The organism is Prevotella sp. TF12-30 (genome assembly GCF_003436715.1).
In the GTDB taxonomy this organism is placed as follows: Bacteria; Bacteroidota; Bacteroidia; order Bacteroidales; family Bacteroidaceae; genus Prevotella; species Prevotella copri_A.
The window spans coordinates 80,511-103,482 of the sequence record NZ_QSQJ01000004.1; the positions used below are offsets into that span (position 1 = coordinate 80,511).

The 22,972-nt window shown below is 48.1% G+C and carries 5 protein-coding genes; 4 read left to right on the forward strand and 1 reads right to left on the reverse strand.

Features of this window, described 5'->3' with window-relative positions; all coding sequences use genetic code 11:
- Positions 1–3 precede the first annotated feature (3 nt).
- Positions 4–14,922 carry a hypothetical protein gene (locus tag DXD25_RS02955; protein WP_147327829.1) on the forward strand — a complete coding sequence of 4,973 codons (14,919 nt, stop codon included), beginning with the start codon at positions 4–6 and terminating at the stop codon, positions 14,920–14,922.
- Positions 14,923–14,933: 11 nt separating this feature from the next.
- Entirely contained in the window at positions 14,934–19,424 is a 4,491-nt protein-coding gene (locus tag DXD25_RS02960) for a pectinesterase family protein (protein WP_117661728.1), read from the forward strand.
- Positions 19,425–19,800: 376 nt separating this feature from the next.
- Here DXD25_RS02960 and DXD25_RS02965 read toward each other — a convergent pair whose 3' ends face one another.
- On the reverse strand, positions 19,801–20,070 hold the full coding sequence (locus DXD25_RS02965) for a hypothetical protein (protein ID WP_117661729.1): 270 nt from the start codon (positions 20,068–20,070) through the stop codon (positions 19,801–19,803).
- A gap of 184 nt (positions 20,071–20,254) precedes the next feature.
- Between DXD25_RS02965 and DXD25_RS02970 the strand changes: the two genes are divergently transcribed.
- Together DXD25_RS02970 and DXD25_RS02975 are read left to right on the forward strand one after the other, a co-directional pair.
- Entirely contained in the window at positions 20,255–22,387 is a 2,133-nt protein-coding gene (locus tag DXD25_RS02970) for a VapE domain-containing protein (protein WP_158556277.1), read from the forward strand.
- A gap of 272 nt (positions 22,388–22,659) precedes the next feature.
- Positions 22,660–22,869 (forward strand): DUF4248 domain-containing protein, encoded by a 210-nt coding sequence (locus tag DXD25_RS02975; protein ID WP_117661731.1) that lies wholly within the window; start codon positions 22,660–22,662, stop codon positions 22,867–22,869.
- The last annotated feature ends 103 nt before the right edge of the window (positions 22,870–22,972 follow it).

The window sequence follows — 22,972 nt, forward strand, 5'->3', positions numbered from 1 at the left end:
ACAATGAGAATTCATCCGAATCAGAAAATATGCAGAAACATGATGATGCTCCTCACCATCTGGCTGATGAGCATACAGACCGTATGGGCACAGAGTCTCAGCTTTCAGGATCTGAAAGAGACTTGTGATTTCCAAAATGGAACCATCTCCTATACCCTTCCTGGAGAAAAACTTCTGGAGAACAGTACCTGTGAATGGAAGGTAAAGGTGGCTGATCAGGAAATTACTGATGGCAAGACGCTATCAGACGATACCCGAACCCTTACCCTGCCGTTGAGTCAGGAAACCCGCTCGGTAGAAGTATCCTATACCGATGCCAACCAGGCAACCCAGACCTTCAGCTTCAATATTGAGCCTAAGGTCTATGGCAAGGAATATAACGGAGTGAAATTCTATGCCGATGCCTATGCTGGCGGAGATGGATCAAAAGCTAACCCTTTTAAAATCAATACCGACCTGCAATTGGCTAAACTGGCACGTGAAGTAACCAACGGAACATCTAACACGATGTATAACGGTCAATACTTCCTTTTATCCTCAGATATCGATCTGGGCAAAGGAATCTGGATGCCTATCGGAACCTTGAAAAAATCCACAGCCGGTTACTTTGGAGGAACATTTGACGGTGATGGAAAGACCATCCGCAACATGAAGATCTATTGGACCACCAATGGTGGTGAGGAAGCATCCTGGGGTCTTTTCTCAAGATTGAATGGTACCAAGGACAAATTTGCCACCGTCACCAACCTGATGATCGACAATGCCCGCCTGGAAGTTTCAACGGAAAAACTGCCTACGGAAGATGGTACCATCAAGATGGGAGTCGTGGTGAGCGATTTGATAGACTATGCCGAAGTGAGCAACATCATCATCAAGAACTCAACCATTACCGACCGGGAGGAGAAATATTCCACTAAAAACACCTGCCGAATCGGTGGTATCATTGGATATCTGGATGGAAAGAATTACCGAATCTTCAACCTCTCATCTGATACTAAGATCAATATACATAAGAAAGCATCTCTTTCCAACAACAAGTTTGTAACAGTTGCAGGAGGTATAGGTTGTGCCAGTACATTCACTAAAATCAATGCCATTCTTCCTACCAACATCTATATCCATGGTCCACAAATGGTTACCAGCAGCAGCATAAAATGTACAAGAGGTAGTGTCATCGCTTTTTATGCAGCGAATTACGTCAAGAACCTGCCGGATGCCAATATTCAAACCTTGTATTACACAACAGCTAGCAAGGGAACAGGTGCATCAGACTATAATATGGGTATAGTGAAAGAAATCGCTGATTTCGGAAATGAATTCATCAAGATCAATAACGATTTCATCAGTAACCAGCAACTGGACAAGAAGACTTGGGCATATTCAGCGAGTACAAACTTCGCCTTCAATTCCATCAAAATCAAAATGGATCGTGGAACGAGCGATGTACTGAATGTAGTATCAGCCGATGGTAATACTGCAGCCGGAACATACAACTGGTATGTTTCTGACGATAACAAAACCTGGACTCAGGCGAATTCTGACGCCTGCAATCCATTCACCTTACCACGCCAGCTATACGACCAGTATGTTTATGCCACAGATGGCAGTTCACGCACCAATACCATATTGGTCAAGGCGATTCATGTAAATGCCTCTCTTACAACCAGCGGTAACACCTATACCGTCAATGTTACCAACGATACTGAAGAGCAATTCACCAATGACAAGTTAGGATTAGTTATCACTTACAAGTGGCATAATGGCGATACCGAGCTGTCTGAAACATCCTCCAGCTTTACCCGTCCTTCCGGCGCTACTTACAACGATAAATACAGCTGTCATGTTACCGTTATTTCGGGAGATAAGACTCTTCTCGATACCTGGGTAAGTGCCACAACCGTGGTTTATCTGAAACCTGCCCCATCAATAACAGACGATGTCAAAAAGAAAGAAGAAACATATATCAAGGATGCAGAATATGGTTATTCGGCAGAAAAGCCTATGCTTACCTGGAAGGGAGCTTACAGCAAGCTCTCAGAAAAGGGATCTTGGGATGAGAACATCATCGTATTAATGGGAGAAAGTAATGCCACTCTTACCAACAACAAGACAAATGGTTTCAATATTACAGATAATAACGGAAGCTCTGTCCTGACAAACAAGATGTGGGAAGGAGCTAAGAATTCTCCACTTTTCCGTAACGCAACCATTACAGGTAAATATAACAATATAGACTATAGTGGCTCCATCGAAATCACTGACCTCGACACGGGTTTGCCACTTTGGGGAGATACCCGATTTGAGTATATCACCTTCAAAAATACCGGTTCTGGCGGTGCTTCCTATAAGAACATCTTCTGCCAATACAACAACCTGGAGATGGGTGAAGGCATCAAAATGGAGGGATTCAATGATAATGCTACCAATTACGGTACCATCGATGGTGCCGTAACCACCCCTATGCAGATATTCGGTGGCTTCAACAACGATGGCCGTTTCTATCCGCTGAATAACAAGAATAACATTAAAGACTTCGAAGCATCCATGCCGCACGGCAAGGAGGGATTCAGCATCACCATCAAGTCGGGCTTCTATTCAGCTATCTGTGCTGGTGGTCGTCAGACGGCAAAGTCTAACCTCAATGGTGTGATGGGAACGCCAAATCTGCCTATCAAATGTACCATTACGATGGATATCGACAGAAAATGGAACGATGACAACAATCAGGAGAAAACCATTGATAATACAAAAAGATCCAATGACTACGATGCCGGTATTATCCTTGCTGGAAACCACGAGGGTGCGATGTATGCCGATGTGGATATCATCATCAGAAGTGGCAAGGTGGCTCGTATTGTCAACGGAACTTTGGGTGCCCAGACAGAGTTTGAACTCACCTACAATAACCGAACATACAAGGTGCCTTGCAATACCTATATGGGTAGAGCCAATATTCTGCTAGACCCAGCCAGTTCAGTATATAAGAAAAGCGATGATTCGAAGGAGGTGGATAATGCCCGCGTTGTTGTTACCGAACTTTATGGCGGTAGTATGGGACGTGGACATACGGGCAGAGTATATATCAATAACCCATTCTATGGCTACAGCACCATCACCATCAATGGCGGAACCTTCAAGGTTCTGCCAGATAACAACACCAAGAAGAACAATATCCTATGCGGTATCTTTGGTGCAGGAGCAGGTGGTATGAATGGTATCGGTTATGGTGATGACACAGCCTATACCCATACACCCGATCAAAGCATCGCTTACTGGAGTGATACCAAAGACGTGATGCTTTATGGTCCTTACGCAGATGCCAAAGGCAAATTGATTAAGTTTCATTGCTATAATGCAAAGGATTATAATCATACCGATGTAGATCCTCTCCTTACCAACACCCAGATCATCATCAATGGTGGTATCTTCGGTTCTAAGACAGAGAAGATTGACGGTATCTATGCCGGAGGTAGCGGATATATGAGTCCGGGATTGTGGACATCTTCCGGTGCCATCCCAAGCAAGACAGGCGGTAACGTATATGGAAGCAAGGATAAAACCGCCGTTTCCCTTACCATCAATGGCGGAGAATTCCATTGCGAGAAAGGTATCTTCGCCGGTGGACGAGGCACCAACCAGTATTATTCCAAAGATCCATACGGAGCCAAGGGCGAAAAGGGACAAGCCAGCGACTATACTGCCCTCGGTCAGACCTACGGCAATGTAGCGCTCAATATCAATGGCGGAAACTTCTTCTGTCCTATCTTCGGTGGTGGTTATGGTGTAGCGGATGCAAAATTGAATAATACAAGTACCATCACTACCCTCTCAAAGATGGCGCTCATCAAGGGTCAGTCCAACGTCACCATCAATGGCGGTATCTTCTATCAGAACATCTATGGCGGTGGTGATATGGCGGTAGTAGAAAACGAAGGAAATGATGCCACCAACATCACAATCGGTGGAGATGCTGACATCCGTGGTTCGGTCTTTGCAGGTGGCAACGGACGAACAAGACGCTTATCCAATCAGATCTTTGATGCAAAAGTAGAAAACACCCAGTCACCGGAATTGGTAGGAAAGGTAATCGGCAACACCAACGTCACCTTCACCGGAAGCACCCAGCAGGCTCCTTATATCTATGGCGATATCTATGGCGGCGGCAACCTGGCACAGGTTGAGGGCGGCACCAATGTCAATATCTATGCCGCTCACTTTGCCGGACAGGTTTTCGGTGGCGGAAAGGGTAATATCACTGATCCTAATGGAAATGCGCTCACCAATCAAGACCAGTTCACTTCTGCCGATATTAAGGGCGACACCTACGTAACCCTGGCACAGGATATGGGTGGACAAGTAGAAGGCGATGACGGAAAGAAGAAGGACAACTTCTCCATCAATGTCATCTGGGATAAGATTTGGGACCCAACAAATGGAAATGATGGAGATTTCATCATCTGGAATCCAAAGGATAATACCAATCAAGCCTTTTTCTATGGTACCGATGCCACCAGCAGCAAGTCTCATTTCCTCAACCCTCACAACATCTATGGCGGTGGAAACCTTGCCTGCAACGTCACAGGTTCCGCCTTTATAGAGGTACTGAAGGGTATGACTCCATTCGACCTGCTGAATACTGCCGAATGGAAGGAGTCCTACAATGACAACAACTACCCTCACTTCTCGGTATTCGGTGGTGGATATGGTGAATACACCCAGGTAAACAGTACCGAAGTCATCGTGAACGTAGAAGGTGATTATGGTATCTATGATGCAGAAGTTGATAACAGTACAGAGCAGTTGGCTCGCCCTCATTCGGTTTCCCGTAAAGGTTCACGCAAAAGCACCCGTGTAAACAGCGATACCAATACCGAAACCAAAACCCTTCCAGTCTTCGACAACTCCAAGGGTATTCCAAACTTCACCATCCTCGGTGTCCTGGGTGGCGGATATGCCGGCATCGTAACCAAAAATACCAAGGTTACCGTAGCAGGTAATACCTTCCTTCACCGTGTATATGGTGGCGGATTCGGTGATCCAAACAAGACCGAAGACAATACTACCGGACAGATTGGCGACAACACAACAGGTGCATATACGGTAGTTCAAATCAGTGGTGGCAATATCTATGGCGATGTATTCGGCGGTGGTGCCGGTGTTGCACCTAAAACTGCTAATGGCATCCACTTCGAGAATGTAGCCCGAGTCAACGGAACCACCCTGGTACAGGTATCGGATCAGGCTAAGATCTATGGCAAGGTCTTTGGCGGTGGAGATATGGCTACCGTGGGTCCGCAAAACTACAACCCTGATTATATCATCAAGCCAAACAGCGAAACCAAGATTGATCCTAATACCGGTGATATCGATAGAGAAACAAGATATGAGGCAAAGCAGTATCGCACCCTGGTGAACATCATCGGCGGCGACATCTACGGTTCTGTATATGGTGGCGGTAAGGGTCTGCCTAAGGCGCAGGCTACATCCTATGAGAAGGTGGGTAGAATCAATGGCAATACCATCGTTCACGTTGCCAATACTTCGGCTACTTCCACCAATTCCATCGCCCTCGATTATTACGGCAACACCGTACCTTACGTCTGGGGCAACATCTATGGCGGCTGTGCCTACGGTACCGTAGATGGCAATACCCTGGTACATATCGAAGGCGGTATGCTGGGTAAAAGCGTCTTCGGTGGCGGCTTCGGAGATATCGTCATCAACAAGGACGAGGATGAAAACCAGAAGGTACTCGGCAGTCTGGATACAGAAAAGACAGCTACCTATGCCAACATCCTGGGTAACACCAAGGTACAGATGGATGGCGGTACCTGGATCTGGAACCGGAATGCAGATACCGACGGCAACATCACTACCTGGCTGGCAGCTCAGGGAAATGCAGAGAAGATTTTCAGCAGCAAGAAAGAATTCTCGGAGATGGTACTGACCCTACAGAAGGTGGAGACCATTGCAGAACTCCCGGAGGGAAAGCTGAAGACAGCCATCCAGAAAATCCAGAACGACAAGGATACACAGGAGTTCTTCAGCTTCACAAATGAGAAGATTCTCTCAGGATGCTTCAAGAAGAACAACAACATCTATGGCGGCGGTAACCGTGCCTGCTATGTTGGTTTCGATAAAGATGGAAACTCTATGGGAACTGATAACGGTGAGACCGGTGAGGCTATCGTGGAAATCAACCACTCTCCGCTCGACAACATCGTTGATAAGAACGGTCATCCCCTCAGCATGTTCGATGAGACCACCCTGCCGGGTCTCTGCTGGTATCTCAGTGCCAAGAACCCTTCCAACCCTCAGTTCTCTGTCTTCGGAGCCGGATATGGTGCCAATACCAAGGTGGCTAAGACCCAGGTCTATGCCCAGCCGGGAAGCAAGATTAACGATAATGGTCTGTTGGAAGTAAATGGAGTAAAATATCGTTATCTCAACCAGTCAAAAGACTTTGAAACCTACAAGAATTTCGAAATCAACCTCTATAATGATTTCAAAAAACTTGACCCGGTTGTTAAAAAGGAATTATATGGTAGTGATGGTAACGACAAAGATCCTAACACATACCAGCGATACCGTGCCAGCTGTCTGGCTTGGACGCTCGGTTTGCCGGGCTTCTCGTTCCAGACCATACATGGAGGTGGCTTTGCTGGATATGTTACGGATAGCACCTATGTGGAAACCGACTGCCAGCTTTTCTGCGAAAATATCTATGGTGCAGGTCTCGGTGCCATACCTTATGGAGACTATACCAATAGCGATAATTATGATTTCGGTTCTGTAACTGGCAATTCCAAGGTATTTGTCAAGTCGGGCTTTATCGCCAGAAATCTCTATGGTGGCGGTGCCGGTATCGAATCAGTAAAGACACCTGACGGCGAGTTTATCGACTTCCCAAACATGGCTCACGTCAACAAAACTGAAGTACATCTGTATGGACGAGATGTCCATTTCCAGGCAACAGGAGGAATGATAGACCGTACCATCGTGATGGGAAGCGTATATGGTGGTGGAGATGTTGCCAATGTTGGCTCCACAGAAGCAGACAGCACTACCTTGGTCAATATCCGAGGAGGCTCTATCTACTCTGCTGCCTTTGCAGGTGGCAAGGGACGCCTCCTAACCCAATGCAAAGATTATAAGAAACTGGGCAGCGTTAAGGGAAACACCTATCTGCTTATTGACAGAGCATGTATGACCTACCCTTATTGGGACGACGACAAGAAGGCATATAAAAACCCTTCTGACCCTGAAAACATGGAGCATCCGAATGAAACAACCAACACAGACATTATCCCAAATCTTCTGGAACGCATATACGGAGGCGGTCAGAACGGTATCATAGAGGGCAACACCACCGTAAGAATCTATGACGGCTACATAGGTCATGGTATCTATGGTGGAGGTTTGGGCAGCTGCGACAGCATCATCGTCAATGGCCAGGATTCTCTGGCTGTCACATCGGCAGACGTCAGTGGCAACACCAATGTTCTCATCTATGGAGGAAGGGCGCTGCTTACCTCTTACTGGAAACCGGAGACCCGTTCATGGGAAAAGACAAGCACCTTCGATGGTATCACCTATTCTCCACAGTACGACCATGAAGCCTTGAAGTTCAAGATCAACCACAACATCTATGCTGGTGGTAATATCGCCTGCGAGGTAGGAAAGAACACCTACCTCACCATGGCAAAGGGTCTGCTGCACAAGAATACGAAAGTAGTTTCCAGTCAGGATATCGACGATAAATACAACTTCTTCGATACCAATGAATGGAAGGAGATATATAATAAGGTGGGATCCCCACACTTCTGCGTATTCGGTGGCGGCTATGGCGAACATACCGTCATCAAGGGCGACACCCACGTGAATATCGCCATGGAGGGACGTGGCAGCTTGATTGATCCATCCATCGACCTGGTTCCGGGTCTGGTGCACAAGCACTTCTGGAGCGGATATTCCGTGATGGACTTCGTGGGTGGTGGCTATTCCGGTAAGGTAGAAGGAGAAACCTTCGTTACCGGTAAGGGCGGTACCTTCTGTCGCCGACTCTTTGGTGGCGGATTCTACAATTCCGTCAAGAAAACCCATGTGAATATCCAGGCGATGGACTGCCGCGACATCTTTGGAGGCGGTATGATGGGTGATGTCATCGAGAGTACCGAGGTGAATATCGGAAAGGACGACGATGCTGCAACCTCTTCTGAGAGCGAATCTGCAGGAAGCACCTATACCCACAAGGATATCTTCATCCACGGCAACGTATTCGGAGGCAATGATGTTTCCGGTTATGTCAACATAAACGATACCGACGGCTATTTCGCAGACAATGGCGGCGAAGGTACCCATATCAATATCTATGGCGGTCATATCGACGGCAATGTCTATGGTGCCGGCAATGGCGATTACCTCTATGCCCTCGACAGAAAGGGCAACACCCAGGTAACCGTCAACGAGAACTATCCGCTCAATCCGAACGACCCAAGTTCGGAAAAGACACCATTGGTATATACCGTTCCGATGCGTGCCAGCATGCCTTCTCACAAGGCGGCTAGCGATGCGGCAAAGATGGTGAACATCAACTCCTGGCGACCATTGACCAACAAGGTGAATATCTACATCGCGGGCAAGAATGCCAACGATACCGTTCTCATCAAGGGTGATGTCTATGGAGGCGGTAACTCTGCCACCGTACTGAAGGTGAAGGAGGCAAAGACCAAGTCTTCTGATGCTACCTGCGGTAGCGTGAACATCAAGATTGGCAGCTATGTCAACATCCACGGACTCTTCATGGGTTGCAACGGCGATGCCCTCTTTACCGCATCCGAGGACAACAACTTCATGAACAAGTTCCAGAAGTTGAATGGCGATTACTATGATACCAGCAAGGAATTGAACTTTGCCGATAGCATCGACTGGGTGAACGATCCATCCAACCGAGGTATCAGCGCCCTCTATCTTCCAACCAAGAGCGAGGAGCGCCCACTGGTCTATCCTCACCTCATCGACCTCTATTTCCAGCCGGTAGAGATGAACATCCAGGGATCTTTGGACTGGGATCAGGATTTACAGAACTGTACCATCGGTTCCTTCTTCTGTGGCGGTAACCGAGGCAATATGAACATCTATCCGGATGCAGAGGGTAAGGTAGTGAATTATACCTTCCCTAAGGGACTTACCATCACCGAAAAGATAGTGGGAGGATGCAACAATGCCAACTACGACTACAACGGACTGGTTACCCACGAGGGTGGTTATCTGCTCGGTCTGGCTCATTCCACAAAACCATTCATCAACCTCACCATCCAGAACAAGTTTACGCCGAAGGAAGTAAATGGTGCCTACCAGGGCGGATGTGTCTATGGAGGTTGCTTCAGTTCCGGAACGGTAAGAGGCGACATCACCATCCATCTGCAGAGCGACCTCCTGGCTGGCAAGGACAAGCAGAAACTGGAAGCAGCCAACGATTCGCTTGCCACCAATCCGAAATTCTCCAGCCTCAATGTCTATGGCGCCGGCTATGGTATGGAGAGTTATGTATATGGCGACACCCGTATCATCATGGGTGAGAACATCAGTTGCATAGAACCGACAGAAGAGAACGGAAAGTTCAAGGCTTGCGGTGTAACGGACAATGTGAATACGGAAGGCTTGGGCGTTTCTGCCAACTTCGTCTATGGTGGCGGTCAGCAGGGTAATGTCATCGGTCTTACCGATGTGGATATCCTCAATGGTCACGTCTTCCGTTCGGTTACCGGCGGTTCCTATTCCGGTTATGTCTATGGCTCTACCCAGGTAAAGGTGGGTTATCCTACTTACTATCAGGTCAACGCACTGAAGAATGGAAAATATATCCTCAACCGTACCGACCAGAAGAACAGAGAGCTGAAAAACAACGATGGCCCCACGGAATCACCAACCATCAAGCAGGAGATTCATCTCCTTGCCGGCGAGCTGATTTCGCAGGGTGTATATGCTGACATCGTGGCGATAGATAACGGCACCCGAACTGAGATACAAGCTGACAAGAAGTCTGACTATTTCACCAAGATAGATGCCGCAACCCCATCTATGGGTTGGGAAAACGTACATATCCATATCGATGAAGCCATCTATGGCGGAGGATATTCCCTCGCCCAGGGTACATCCGTTCTGGCAAACAATACCACGGTGCTCAAGCTGACGGAAGGAATCAATGCCGGCTTCGGAGGCAATACCCTGATTCTGGTAGGAGATAACAAGAGCAGTGAACATATCACCATCTCACAGCAGGATATGAAGGAAATCAGTCTTCCGAATGGTACCGACCTCTATGGCTATTATTATAAATACTACGATGATGCGAACAGTAAGCAATATACCTATCGCTTCATCTATGAACAGGTCAAGTACATCAAGGGGGATCAAGTTCCTGAAGGCTTGACGGGTTGTCGTGAGAATAAATTCTATGAATACGACAGCGAGGGTGGCATCTTCGGCGATGGTCACCTCTCCTACGCCCAGGGCTTCCGCAGTGGCGACATCACGGGTTACGGTTTTGCCGAGCATACCATCAACAATCCGAAGATCATCAATACCTTCCAGCGTATGGACCTCCTCCGACTGGAGGACAACTGCTTCTCGCTGCTCGGTGCACGCGACTATACCGTCAACGAAATCAACAAGACTCCTTACTCTATCGCACGTGTGGGAGAAATCAAGATGGTGGCTAGCGATAATATCCAGTTGACAGACGGTAAGCTGCAGGCTGAGCTTGAAACAGCCAAGACTACAGACACATTTAAATATGGAGTAAAGGCACGCAACTATATGGGTCTTGCCAACAACATCCATTATGTAGGTGCGGTGAAATCCAATGTCAGTTTCTCTGAGGATACCTGGCACAATCAGTATGGTGTGGCATCTGCCGAGTCTAAAACATATCAGGCTTTCAAGCAGGATTGCATCAAGACGTATGAAGAGGGTAATAAGCAAGATGAAACAGGATTCAAGAGCCGCAACAACGGTACAGCCAAGAATATGATTGGTATTGCTTCGGGTTATGCCCTGAAGATTCAGAACGTGCAGGAGATTATCGATAAGGCAACCCAGAAGATGACGGAAACCATCTACTATGGTCCTATCTATGGTGTCGTAGAGATGAACCTGATGAATGCCCGTACGGGTGAAGGTGGTGGATATGTCTATGCAGACAACATCCATGAAGTATCAGGAGAAACCACCAAAGGCTTCCTGCAAACCACAGGTAACTTCGTCTTCCCATTGAATCCGCGCAACACCGGAAACAACCGATACATCATCGATGACTGTTCGCCTACCGGATTCTACGCCATGAAGAATGGAGCGGATCCTGATTCTACAGAAATCCACTACTGGTATGTCACTGGTTTAAACTATTATTATAATGCCCACATCACGGGCTATACCTATAAGGAAAACATCCACTTCGACAACGACAACTCAGATGGTCTTACCGCCCTTGCCGGACTCAAGAAGGGTCAGGAGATATACATCAAGAGCTGGAAGATGAGAAGTGGACATGATGAAAATTATAAGTGTGATTTGGAAACTGCAGATACAGCCGGTAAATACACACTCTATGTAGGTGCTTCGGCAGACAAAGACTACAACACAAAGGGATTTGCAGCTAAACTGCCAATGACCGGTACAACGGATGAAGGTACGTATGATGAAAACAATTATATCAACAAGCAACTTCCGTCTGACCTGAATGGCGATGCCAAGATTTCGTTCCGCCTGGTGGATAACAATACCGATGCTTCTCCTGAATATTACCACCAGCATCTTGAAAAGAAATGTCAGGCTACGCTGGTATTGGGATCCAAGCAGCTCGAAGAAGACGGGATTACTCCTAAAAAGGATGAAAACGGTAAGGAGATAGAATATACCTATACCATCTTCCTCACCATCGAATACGTGCAGGGACCTAACTTCACCGGCCATATCACCATCGACAACTGTGCCCTGCCTGGCGAAATGATCCGACTGAAAAAGGACAAGGTGAAGATTGCTGCCGACCAGGCTTTCGCTGCCAACGGCTACTTCTGGCACATCGGCAAGTTGAAAAGGGATGACAAGGGTAACTTACAGAAAGATAATAATGGCGATTTACAGTTTGATGAAGCAGAATCATGGCTGTCGAAGACCAAGGATTCCGAGAATACCTACAAGCAGGGCGACAAGATTGACGAAACCCGCACGGACCTCTTTGCCGGTAGCGTCTATGACAAGACCCTCGATTATCTGGATATCCCAGCCTACTACTTCATGAATGGCTACGGCGTACAGCTGGGTGTTACCATGAACGGTTTCAATGATGTGGTCTTCCCGGTTACCATGGCGGCTGGCGATACCCTCACGGTTCACAACTACCACGAAATGGATCCGCATAAGACCGGCATCGATCTCCGTCTTTCCGAAGCCATAAAAAGAGTTTCTACTGAAAAGAACTTGGCAGAACCTCGCATCTATATCAGCGACCAAGACGACCTGAAGGCATTCGGAGCCTTCATCTCCGCAGCAGAAAATAACGGAGGAAAGAACGCCCAGTTCATCCTGCAGAACGACCTGGAGATTCCTGCCGATTATACTGGCAGCAATGCCATCTTCCAGGGAACCTTCCATGGCAACGGACATATCCTGCGCGGATTGGAGGCTAATAAGACGCTTTTCGCAGCAAACCAGGGTAACATCTATAACCTCGGATTGTTAAGCGGAAGCATCGCCCAGCCGAATAGCAGCAGCAATGCTTCGGGCTACCACTGCTGTTTCGAATATGCTCCGTCAGCATCTCCTGATACGCCTATCGTATATGATATGGATGGAAAGGCTAACAATACCTATACCAAGGATGACTTCAAGTATGGTAAGGTGGCCTACGATCTGAACGGCTACTATCTGCGTGCGCGAAAAGGCAATAGTTCGGATGATGACAAGGCAGCACTGAAGTATGTATATGATTATTATGCCAACGGCGACTATCAGTATGCCCACCGTACCGATGCCATCACAGGCAAGAATACAGGTATCACCTATCTCCGTACCGGTCAGGACAGTGATCTACCAAACTATGGCAAGGCGGCTACCCGTCACGACAAGACGCATACCATCGACCAGGCGCGCGCACAGAACTACGTGCCTGCAACAGAGAATGCCAAGGAGTCGAGAACAGACAACTATCTCCCACAGTTCAACGAGAACGCAAAGGAAGGCGGAGAGCTGATGAACGACTTCCTCTTCTGGGGACAGGACCTCCAGTCTTCTCCAGCCCTCTATCCTGCCCGCATCACCTCCCAGGAAAACCGATACATGAGCAATCGTGTATATCGTACGACTGGTTACTACGGCAGCACCAATCCAGGTAAGTATCACTACAATGCCTACAACCAGGGAACCAAGAATATGGGAACCTACGTGCACATCCCATCCACTACAGCCATCGACTTCACGGCTGAGGATGACAATGCCACCAGCTTCTATGATTTCATCATCAAGAAGGGCGTTACCCAGAACCTCCTGGTTTATACCGATGCAGAAAGCAATGAGACAAGCAGTAAGGATGCCTACGATGTAGTGCACAGTACGCTGAACTACGACGAGCAGACTTCCGAAGAGCGAATCCTGGGCCATCATATCATCAAGGCTAGTGATGCAGCAGGAAAGGTTTCCTATGCTACCCCACTTCTCCACCTGGTAGAACGCACACCGGCAGGAGAAAACAGCGAGGGCATTACCTGCGACAACAACGACTTCTGCGTACCGATTCCATTCTCAGTAACCAGTCATGCCTGGTATATACGCATGCCATCGCTCTATGCCAACGAGGCTACCGGATCCTGGGAAGGCATCTGTCTGCCATTCACCGTCAACAAGGCGGAGGCTTCTCTCAATGGTGAGATTACCCATTTCTATGGCGAAGATACCAAGTATGGTACCCAGCACCACGAATACTGGCTGCGCGGTTTCACATCAGTAGATCAGAAAGACGGCAAAATCTTAGCCACTTTCCAGCGCCCGGGTACCGCTTCCGGTCTCTTCCAGATAGGAAAGGCTGAAAATACAGGTAGTGCAGCTTCTTGGGATTATATTTTCGAGAATCATTTCTTCGAATATACTTACGGAGAACTGCTATATAATAAGGTGGAGAATCCATACTACACCCAGCAGCATACCTACACAGGCTATCAACCTCTCAAGGCAGGCACGCCATACGTAGTCCGCTTCCCGGGTGAAAGATTCTATGAGTTCGACCTCTCCTCGGCATTCTACAACAATCTGAAGAATGCGAAGGAACCGGCACAGGCCATCACCTTCCATGCTTTCGGAGAAAGCTATGCGGGCGAAGACGCCAAGAAAAAGGGTGCCATCGTGATTCCGATAACGGCAGAGATGAAGACCCTCCCGGTAGAGATGAAGACCGCAACCAGCGGTTATGTCCACATGGGAACCTTCGCAGCCCAAAAGGTAGCAGAAGGTGCTGTCTATGGTATGAACGCCCAGGGAACCGCATTCGATGATGCCTCAACCCTGGCTACCGTAATGCCTTTCCGCACCTACATGGCAAAGGCACAGACCGCCGCACAGACCGCAGCCCAGACCCGTTCTGCCAATCCATCCGTGATTCATATTGCAGAGACAACGGGCATCGACCGGATAGAACCGGAGGTAAACGGCAACGAGGAGGACAGCGAATCGGGCGATCACCTCATCATCCGTTCCATCGGCAGCAGACGTGTCAAGGTAGAAAGTACCTACAGTCTCCAGCTCAAGGTCTTCGCCTCTACCGGTCAGCTCTACCGCATCCTCGATGTTCAGCCAGGCACCGCCACCTACAGTGGTTTCCATCCTGGCCTCTACATCTTCGGTGAAAGAAAAATCATGGTAAAATAACAACAAAGAATATGAATAGAAAGAATAAGATATCAACCGGCAACTTCCTCCATTCCATCATCCTTCTCCTGATGATGGGATGGATGGGGAGTGCGTGGGCACAGACAGGAACCGTAACCTTCGATTACTCCTCTGCCCATGTGAATGGCAAAACGGAAGCCTATCGCAATGCGGAAAGCATGCCGATCTCCACGATCAGCAATGCTACCTCCTTCACCGTTCCTACCAATTATACCATCTTCAAGAACATAGATGATACCGGTAATGCAACCGAGAAAGGCTATACGCTTACGCATTGGGAAGATCAAGAGGGTAACAAGTATGAATTAGGTAAGACCTATCCTGTCAACACGGACCTCACCTTGATTCCTCATTTCAAACCGAATCTTACCACCCAATTCAATCGCGTTACGAATCCGACCATCCGATATGATTTCGGAAGAAAGATACATGATTATGTTGATCCTGATACCAAGGAGCAGCGAAAGGTTTGTGCTCAGACTGTCAACATCGGCAGCAATGAGAAACCGTTCTGGACTTCCAAGGTATTTATCACGACCCTGAAGGAAGGTAAACGGTATGAATACATGCGAGATGTGGCAATGTGGTGCGATACCGGCAAGAAGGGATATATCAGGAATACAGACCAGGAAGAATGGGCAGCCATCGGACCGGGTACTACCTTCTGGGTTGCAGCCGGAGCAGGAACCCGAATCTCGATGATGACCTACTCTCCTATCACTTCCACCACGATAGACGGTGTGGTGCCTACGCTCGATGAAGCTCGTACCCAGGCAGAACGCCAGAAGGCGGGAGATAACCACCGGTATGTTTATGCCTATACCACCCAGAATCCGGAACTCCGCATCCCGATCGTTATCGGTGATGACTACTCCTACTACCAGTGGATAGAATTGGCTACTCTGGCTGCCAACAAGATGAATCTCAAGGTAAAGGTAGATAACCCAGAACATGGCAAGATTACCAATGTTACTGCCAATTCTCAATATGATGCAAGTCAGCAGGAAGATGGCAGTTATCTCATCCGACAGGGTGATCAGGTGAAAATCGAGTTTGAAAGACTGTTCGGCTACGAATTCGACAGGATTATAGATCACAAGGAAAATGCCGCAACCTACAAAGACTACAAACTGACTAAAGTGGAGCCAACAGAGGATGAAAAGAAGCAGGGCAAGCGAACCCGCTACATCGTGGAATTTGAAATCAACACCCACAGCGATATCGAAATCTGCTTCAAGGAGAAACCTACCTATTACATTACCTATAACGGCGGACCAAATGCCATGGGTTCAGCCCCTCAGGCAGCATGGGTAGAGGAAGGAGATGACTTTACCATACCAGAGAACCGCACCCTCTACTACGAGGGACATACGCTGGATCATTGGGAGAAGAGAGCGGGTTCGGATACCGGAGAAGCAACAGGAACTCCAATGCAATATCAGATTGGTACAACCTATCAGGCAGAAGCCAAGGACATTGCGCTGAATCCGGTATTCAGAGCAAACGATTTCAATATCTTCGATATCGATAAGGAGACCCAAGCCACCTGGCATTTTGCCCTCAAGGATGGTGCTCCAAATATTGAATACCAGAAAGCAGATGGCATCCTGGTTACTCAGGTTGAAAGCAACGGGAAAAAGATAGACTTGAAGCTTGACCTGATTGGTATGAAAGGTAAATTCAATAACCTCAGCAAAGATTCTAGAATACAGATTAACAAGGGATCTGTCATCAGTTTTCCGGCTACGCCAAACTGCAAGGTAAAGCTCACGGCAACCGCAACTCCAACCTCCGTAACCATCGCAGATAAAAATCAGGGGGATGATGGTTATACGGTAAACGTAGGAGAAAAATACATTGAGGTAACCAGCGCACAAGGTGCATCGCATACGGCTATCTTTACAGATAAAATAAAAAGTGTATATGCCATCGACTTCATCATTACCTATCAGACACAGGATGCTACAAAAAAAACGACCCTCCAGTCGCTGACCTGTAAAGGTGTAACGCTGACGGCAGAAGAGATTGGAACGCAGATGAATCAGGACAAATGCGTTACCTTCAAAGACGTAGATGTATGGGATAATAACATGGAAAAAGTTCCTGAGCTTACAGGAGAGGCAACGGCAAATGGTACGGTATCAGTAACCAAGAAACCAACCCTGACCGATCCGGAAGCCATCATCACTGTAACTACCACAGGAGGTATCGCCGTAGCCACCTACCCTGTCAAGCTTAAGTATCAAAAGCCTACAGTAGGGCTTGAGTTCACCGGATACAAGATAGGAAATCAGGAATACAAGGATGAAAAAAGTGAGGTATGGAATGCTCCAGAAAGCGGTTCGATCCAGCTGAACTTCAATCATACGATGAAGGAGGCAACCATCACAAGCGATAAGGGCGAATATCATTCGAAAACGGGAACCCAGCTGGTATTCAAATACTGGGATCTTACTCCGGGAGCAACCTATACCTATCAGATTCCAGCCAAATCGCTGAGCGATATCTACGACACACCCTATCCAAAGGATCTCTCCCTTACCCTCCATATCCAGTCGAAGGCGAGTGAATACCAGCACAGGACCTTTGACTATGTGGTAACAGATGGAAATATCGATGCAGCCATTGCTGCAGCCAACGCAAAGACCGACAACGACCGATTCTACATCTTCGTTCCTGATGGAGAATACCATATAGGAAGCAAGAATGCTAACGAAAAGACGGATCTTCTGAAAAGCAATATCTCGCTCATCGGACAAAGCCAGAGTGGAGTCACCATCTGGAACAAACCTACAGAAGAAGGTCTCAGAACAACAGCTACCCTCCATCTGGATAAGCCTGCTACCGACTTCTATGCCCAGGATCTGAAGCTGGAAAACCGCTTCGACTATGCTGCTTCAGGTAGCGCCAGCCGAGCTGCCGCCTTCCACGACCAGGGCAACAGAACCATCATGAAGAATGTATCCCTCATCAGCTATCAGGACACCTACTTCTCCAACAATGCCAGTGACGACAGCAGAGCCTATTTCGATAACTGTGATATAGCAGGAGTCGTGGATTTCATCTGCGGTGACGGAAATATCTGGTTCGAGAAATGCAACCTCATCCACCGCGACCGTGCAAGCAACAACATCGCAGCACCAGAACAGGGTGAGATTCAGGAATGGGGATATGTGTTCAACAACTGTACCATCAAGACGGAAACGGAGAATCCGGAGTACCATCGGGATTACAACTGGACCCTCGCCCGTCCTTGGAACAACTATCCTGCCTGCACCTTCCTCAACACCACCATGGAAACCCTCCCGAAACTCACCGGTTGGGGCAAGATGAATACTGGCAGAATCATCCGCTTCCATGAATACAAGAGCAAGAATGCTGATGGTAATCTGATTTCTCTGAGTACCCGATCGCTCACGGCATGTACCCCAGGAGCCGGTTCTGAGGAATGCGTACTCAGCGATGTTCAGGCAGCAACCTATACCAAGCGAAATGCCCTGGGTGGTTCTGATGGTTTTGAACCCGACAAACTCTGTGCCCAGATCAATGCACAGAGTGGCAAGGTTGCTGGCGGAGAGGCTGCAGAAAAACAGATTGTATGGAAGGATGACATCGAGCTGGAAGACAATCTCCTGAAATGGAACCTTCAGGACGAAGCCCTCTGCTACTTCCTCTTCAAGAAGGATGAAACAGGCAAATGGATCTATCTAGAGAATACCATCAGCAATCAGGTGAATCTCACCAACCTTGGTGCCGGTTCCTACTGCGTACGTGCTGCCAACCAGCGTGGCGGACTGGGAGGAGCTACCAAGGAGATAGAATATGTGGTAGCCGATCCATACCCGCTTGATATCAAGAAAGTGGAAGGTTATAAGGAGGGTGATAAAGATTATGGCTGGACCACCATCTGTCTGCCATTCAACGCCAAGGTTCCGGAAGAGGTAAAGGCATACGCTGCCACGGCGCATAACCAGACGGATGCAGAATCGAAGATTACCGACTTCATCATGACGCTGACTCCGGTAACGGTGATAAATGCCAACAAGGGTTATGTGGTTTACGGTCCTGTTGGCACTCACGATTTCCATCCTACCTCGCGAGAATGTGACAAGGTAACGATTCTGAAGGGAAATCCGAGCAAGGAAGCCATTGATAAGAACAACAACAATGGCTATGTGCTCTCCTACAAGGCAACGTGGGGATTAGGTTTCTACAAGTACACGGGTTCTACCCTAGCCGGCAACCGTGCTTGGCTGCCGAAGGAGATGGTGAGTGACAGCAACCAGGAGAGCCTGGCATTAGGCAAGCGTGGCATCACCTTCGTCTTTGCCAAGGGAGCCACCCCAGTTCTCCTCCCGAAGAATGATGAAGAAGAGAAAGAGGAACCAATCTACAACCTGCAAGGTCAAAAAGTAGATAAATCCTCTGCCCACCACGGCATCTTCATCACCCGGCAGAAAGGCAAGTTCTACAGAAAATAAAGTTTAAAGACACACAAGAAAAAAGCACGAGAAAAGGCTGGCAGGAAAAATTCCTACCAGCCTTTTGTTTTGACCCACGCAGATTAAGTATTTTTTTAAGTCACGCAGATTTGGCTTTCCCTTCGGCCGCCGATTTTCAATTCGCAGATTACGCAGATTTGGAGACCTACCGCTAGGCGTCCCGGCGGATTTGTAATCCGCCGTAGAAAAAGGTTCGACCTATTAAAACCGGGGGGATTTGCAATCCCCCAACAAAAGGAAAAGCATACTTCTTTGCTGCGGATTGCAAATCCGCAGAGCCTAAATAGGTTAGGACATTTTTTGACGCCGGATTTCAAATCCGGCGGAACGCCTAGCGGGCTTGCGTTCTTTTGTTTTATACCTCATCCCCAAACGATGCTCGGATAAGTTTCTCTCTAATATCCGGATAAACATCTTCTGAAAAATAGCCTTTCAAGCCATCCACGATTCTCACGTAAATAGCGTGGTTATACACTTCCTTACCTTGTCTGACTCCCGTAAGGTACTTTGGACCCAGCTGAATGTCGGCTGAGAACTCTGCGCAGTTAATCTCATTGTCATGCATGATCTGGCGCAATGTTTTGCCAAATAAATGCATGTCAATGTCAATTTTACTTTTGTACATTGTTAAATTAATTTAAGAAATTAAAAAATATAGTTGAAAATTCCCACTATGGGAATTGACCTTTCAACCTTTTTTTGTAACTTTGCGATATGAAACCAGCGAGATACTGACTATCCCCAACTCCTTTCTCACTCAATCATGTAAACGGAACAATCCGCTTTACCAACAATAGTAAATGATAAAAATGAAGCAACTAGTATCACAATTCGCAAACATGACCAGCAAGACTCCCATACAGGGAGATCTCGAAAGCCTGGTTTCATTTATGAAAACCGATGAGAGACTCAAGTTCCTCACCCAGTCCTACCGCCAAACCGGCAAGAAGACCTTTAAGGCAGATGCACCCCTCTTTGCCCCAGCCTGCCACCTCGAAGGAGGCAAGGGTCAGGACAACATCCGGGCACTCACCCACCTATCTCTCGTAGATTTCGATGAGCTCTTCCCCGAAGTGCCTCCCGATATCACGGCTCTCAACGCCCTGAAGCAGAAGCTCTGCGCCGATCCGCACACCCTACTCTGCTACATCACGATGAGCGGCAACGGTATCCGAGTCATCTATCCCTTTCTCGGAGATGACTACCCCGCCGCCTTCGCCAAGGGCAATGACTACTATCAGCAGCTCATTGGCAAAAAAGCTGACTTTCAATGCAAGAACGTCAATCGACTCAGTGGTCTCGCCTACGATCCCGATGCATACTACAATTCCGATGCTATCTCTTTCTCAGCCGAAGAAATCTCCCTATTCCATACCGAGACAACTAAGAAGAATCAGAAACAGAAGAAACTGGAACACATCAACACCTACTACGAGCAAATCATCAAGCCGAAACTAGACAACGACAAGATTATTTATCAGCCAAACAAACACAATAACTATGTGATGAGAGTGGGCTATATGCTCGCCAGGAAGCGCTATGCCCATGCCAACGTTCTGGAATGGGCACTCCAGAAATTTCCCGAATACGACGGCGTGGAGCAGGTCATCAAGTCCTGCTACGACAACACCCCCGGTGCCAGCAGAAAGGCATCAGGAGGAGGTGGTGGAGGCGGTGGAAATGGCGGAAGTGACAACCGCTTCGCATCGGTCGAGGAAATCAGAATTTTTCTCGATGGTCATATCCGTCTCCGATACAATCTCATCACCCAGCGATACGAGTTCCAGGAAATCCCAGAAGGCGCATCACCTTCCGCCGCTTCCGCCACTTCCGACAAATCGCCAAAATGGCAGATACTCCTCGACCGACACGTCAACTCGCTCTGGACCAAGATGTCGCTCACGGTGAAGGTAAATAAGTTGGATATGCGCAATGTCATCGAGAGCGATTATACGCCCGTATTCAATCCCTTCGAGGATTATTTCGCCCATCTCCCGCCCTGGAAGGAGGGCGACAAGGACTACATCGCCGAACTCGCAGCCACCGTGAAAGTGAAGGATACCGACAGCTCCGTGCTGAGCTTCGAGGAATGCCTGAAAAAGTGGCTCGTGGCAATGATTGCCGGTTGGCTGGACGAAGAGGCGGTCAACAATGTCATCCTGGTCTATATCGGAAAACAGGGTGCCAACAAGACCACCTGGTTCAATCATCTCCTTCCGCTGGAGCTGAAGCAGTACTTCTACACGAAGACCAATGCCAAGCGAATGACGAAGGATGATCTCATCGCCCTCTCGCAGTACGCCCTCATCTGCTGCGAGGAGCTGGATACGATGTCAGCCTCGGAGATGAACCAGCTGAAGGCTGCGGTGACGATGCAGTATATCAACGAGCGAGCTGCCTATGCCCACTATGCCGAGCAGCGCAAGCACATCAACAGTTTCTGCGGCACGGGCAACAATCCTGAGTTTCTGAACGATCCTACGGGTACCCGCCGCTGGCTGCCTTTCGAGGTAGAGAGCATCGTCTCCCCTCGCCAGCATCCCTTCAATCATCCCGGCATCTATGCCCAGGCTTACGCCCTCTACAAGAGCGGCTACCGCTACTGGTTTACGGATGAAGAGATAGAGCGGCAGAACCGGCACAACAGCAAATTCGAGACGCCACGCCTCGAACAGGAACTGGTGGATCTCTACTTCCGGAAGCCTTCGGAGGGAGAGACAGGGGAGTTTGTGTCCGTAGCCCGGGCGATGCAGATCATCGGCTGCAACATCACTCAGAAGCTGAGCAGCCAGAAGATTGGCAAGGCATTCAGCGACCTGGGATTCAAGAGGTTTCGCAATACAAGATGCCGTGGTTTCATCGCCATCATCCGTACGGCTGAAGAGATCAGAAACTATCAGATTTCCCTGGGAATCGATGCCAGCAGCAACCTTCCGTTCTGATGCAGTTTATGACACTATGACACTTATGACACTTGTTTTCTAAAACTTTCCTCACGCGGGCGGGCAGGAAAAATTTTCCAGAAAGGCCTCCCGCCCGCCTACGTGAGAGAGATTTCAAGAAAAGCCTGTCATAAGTGTCATAAGTGTCATACCGGAGCAAAAAATCTCCAGCATCCTAAGTAAGTCACTCAGGCATCCTAAGCAAGTCACTTACGGCTCGTAAGTAAGTCACTTAGGCATCCTAAACAAGTCTCTTTTAAATTTCAATCAATATGGAACAGAAATGTTATTCCAAGCAAGAGTTAGCTCTTGAGTATTTCCCTGATGCCACTCCCGAAGTGGCAAGTGCCCATCTCAGAAGATGGATCAACCGCTGCAAGCCTCTCCACGATGCTCTGGTGAAGAGCGGCTACACCAAATGGTCGAAGGAATTCAGTCCGATACAGGTAGCCCATATCTTAGACTATCTGGGCGAGCCATAGGAAGAAAATCATTCTTCCGGGCTTATCTTCAGAAAAAGACGTGAAAATCAGTGAGAAAACGTGAGTAAACGTGAGAAAACGTGAATGGCGGATTCTGAATGTT

Bases quoted from the DNA above. Each gene is read 5' to 3' on its own strand.
- DXD25_RS02970 (WP_158556277.1), top strand. From the start codon at position 20,255: ATGAAGCAACTAGTATCACAATTCGCAAACATGACCAGCAAGACTCCC.
- DXD25_RS02960 (WP_117661728.1), top strand. From the start codon at position 14,934: ATGAATAGAAAGAATAAGATATCAACCGGCAACTTCCTCCATTCCATC.
- DXD25_RS02965 (WP_117661729.1), bottom strand. From the start codon at position 20,070: ATGTACAAAAGTAAAATTGACATTGACATGCATTTATTTGGCAAAACA.
- DXD25_RS02975 (WP_117661731.1), top strand. From the start codon at position 22,660: ATGGAACAGAAATGTTATTCCAAGCAAGAGTTAGCTCTTGAGTATTTC.
- DXD25_RS02955 (WP_147327829.1), top strand. From the start codon at position 4: ATGAGAATTCATCCGAATCAGAAAATATGCAGAAACATGATGATGCTC.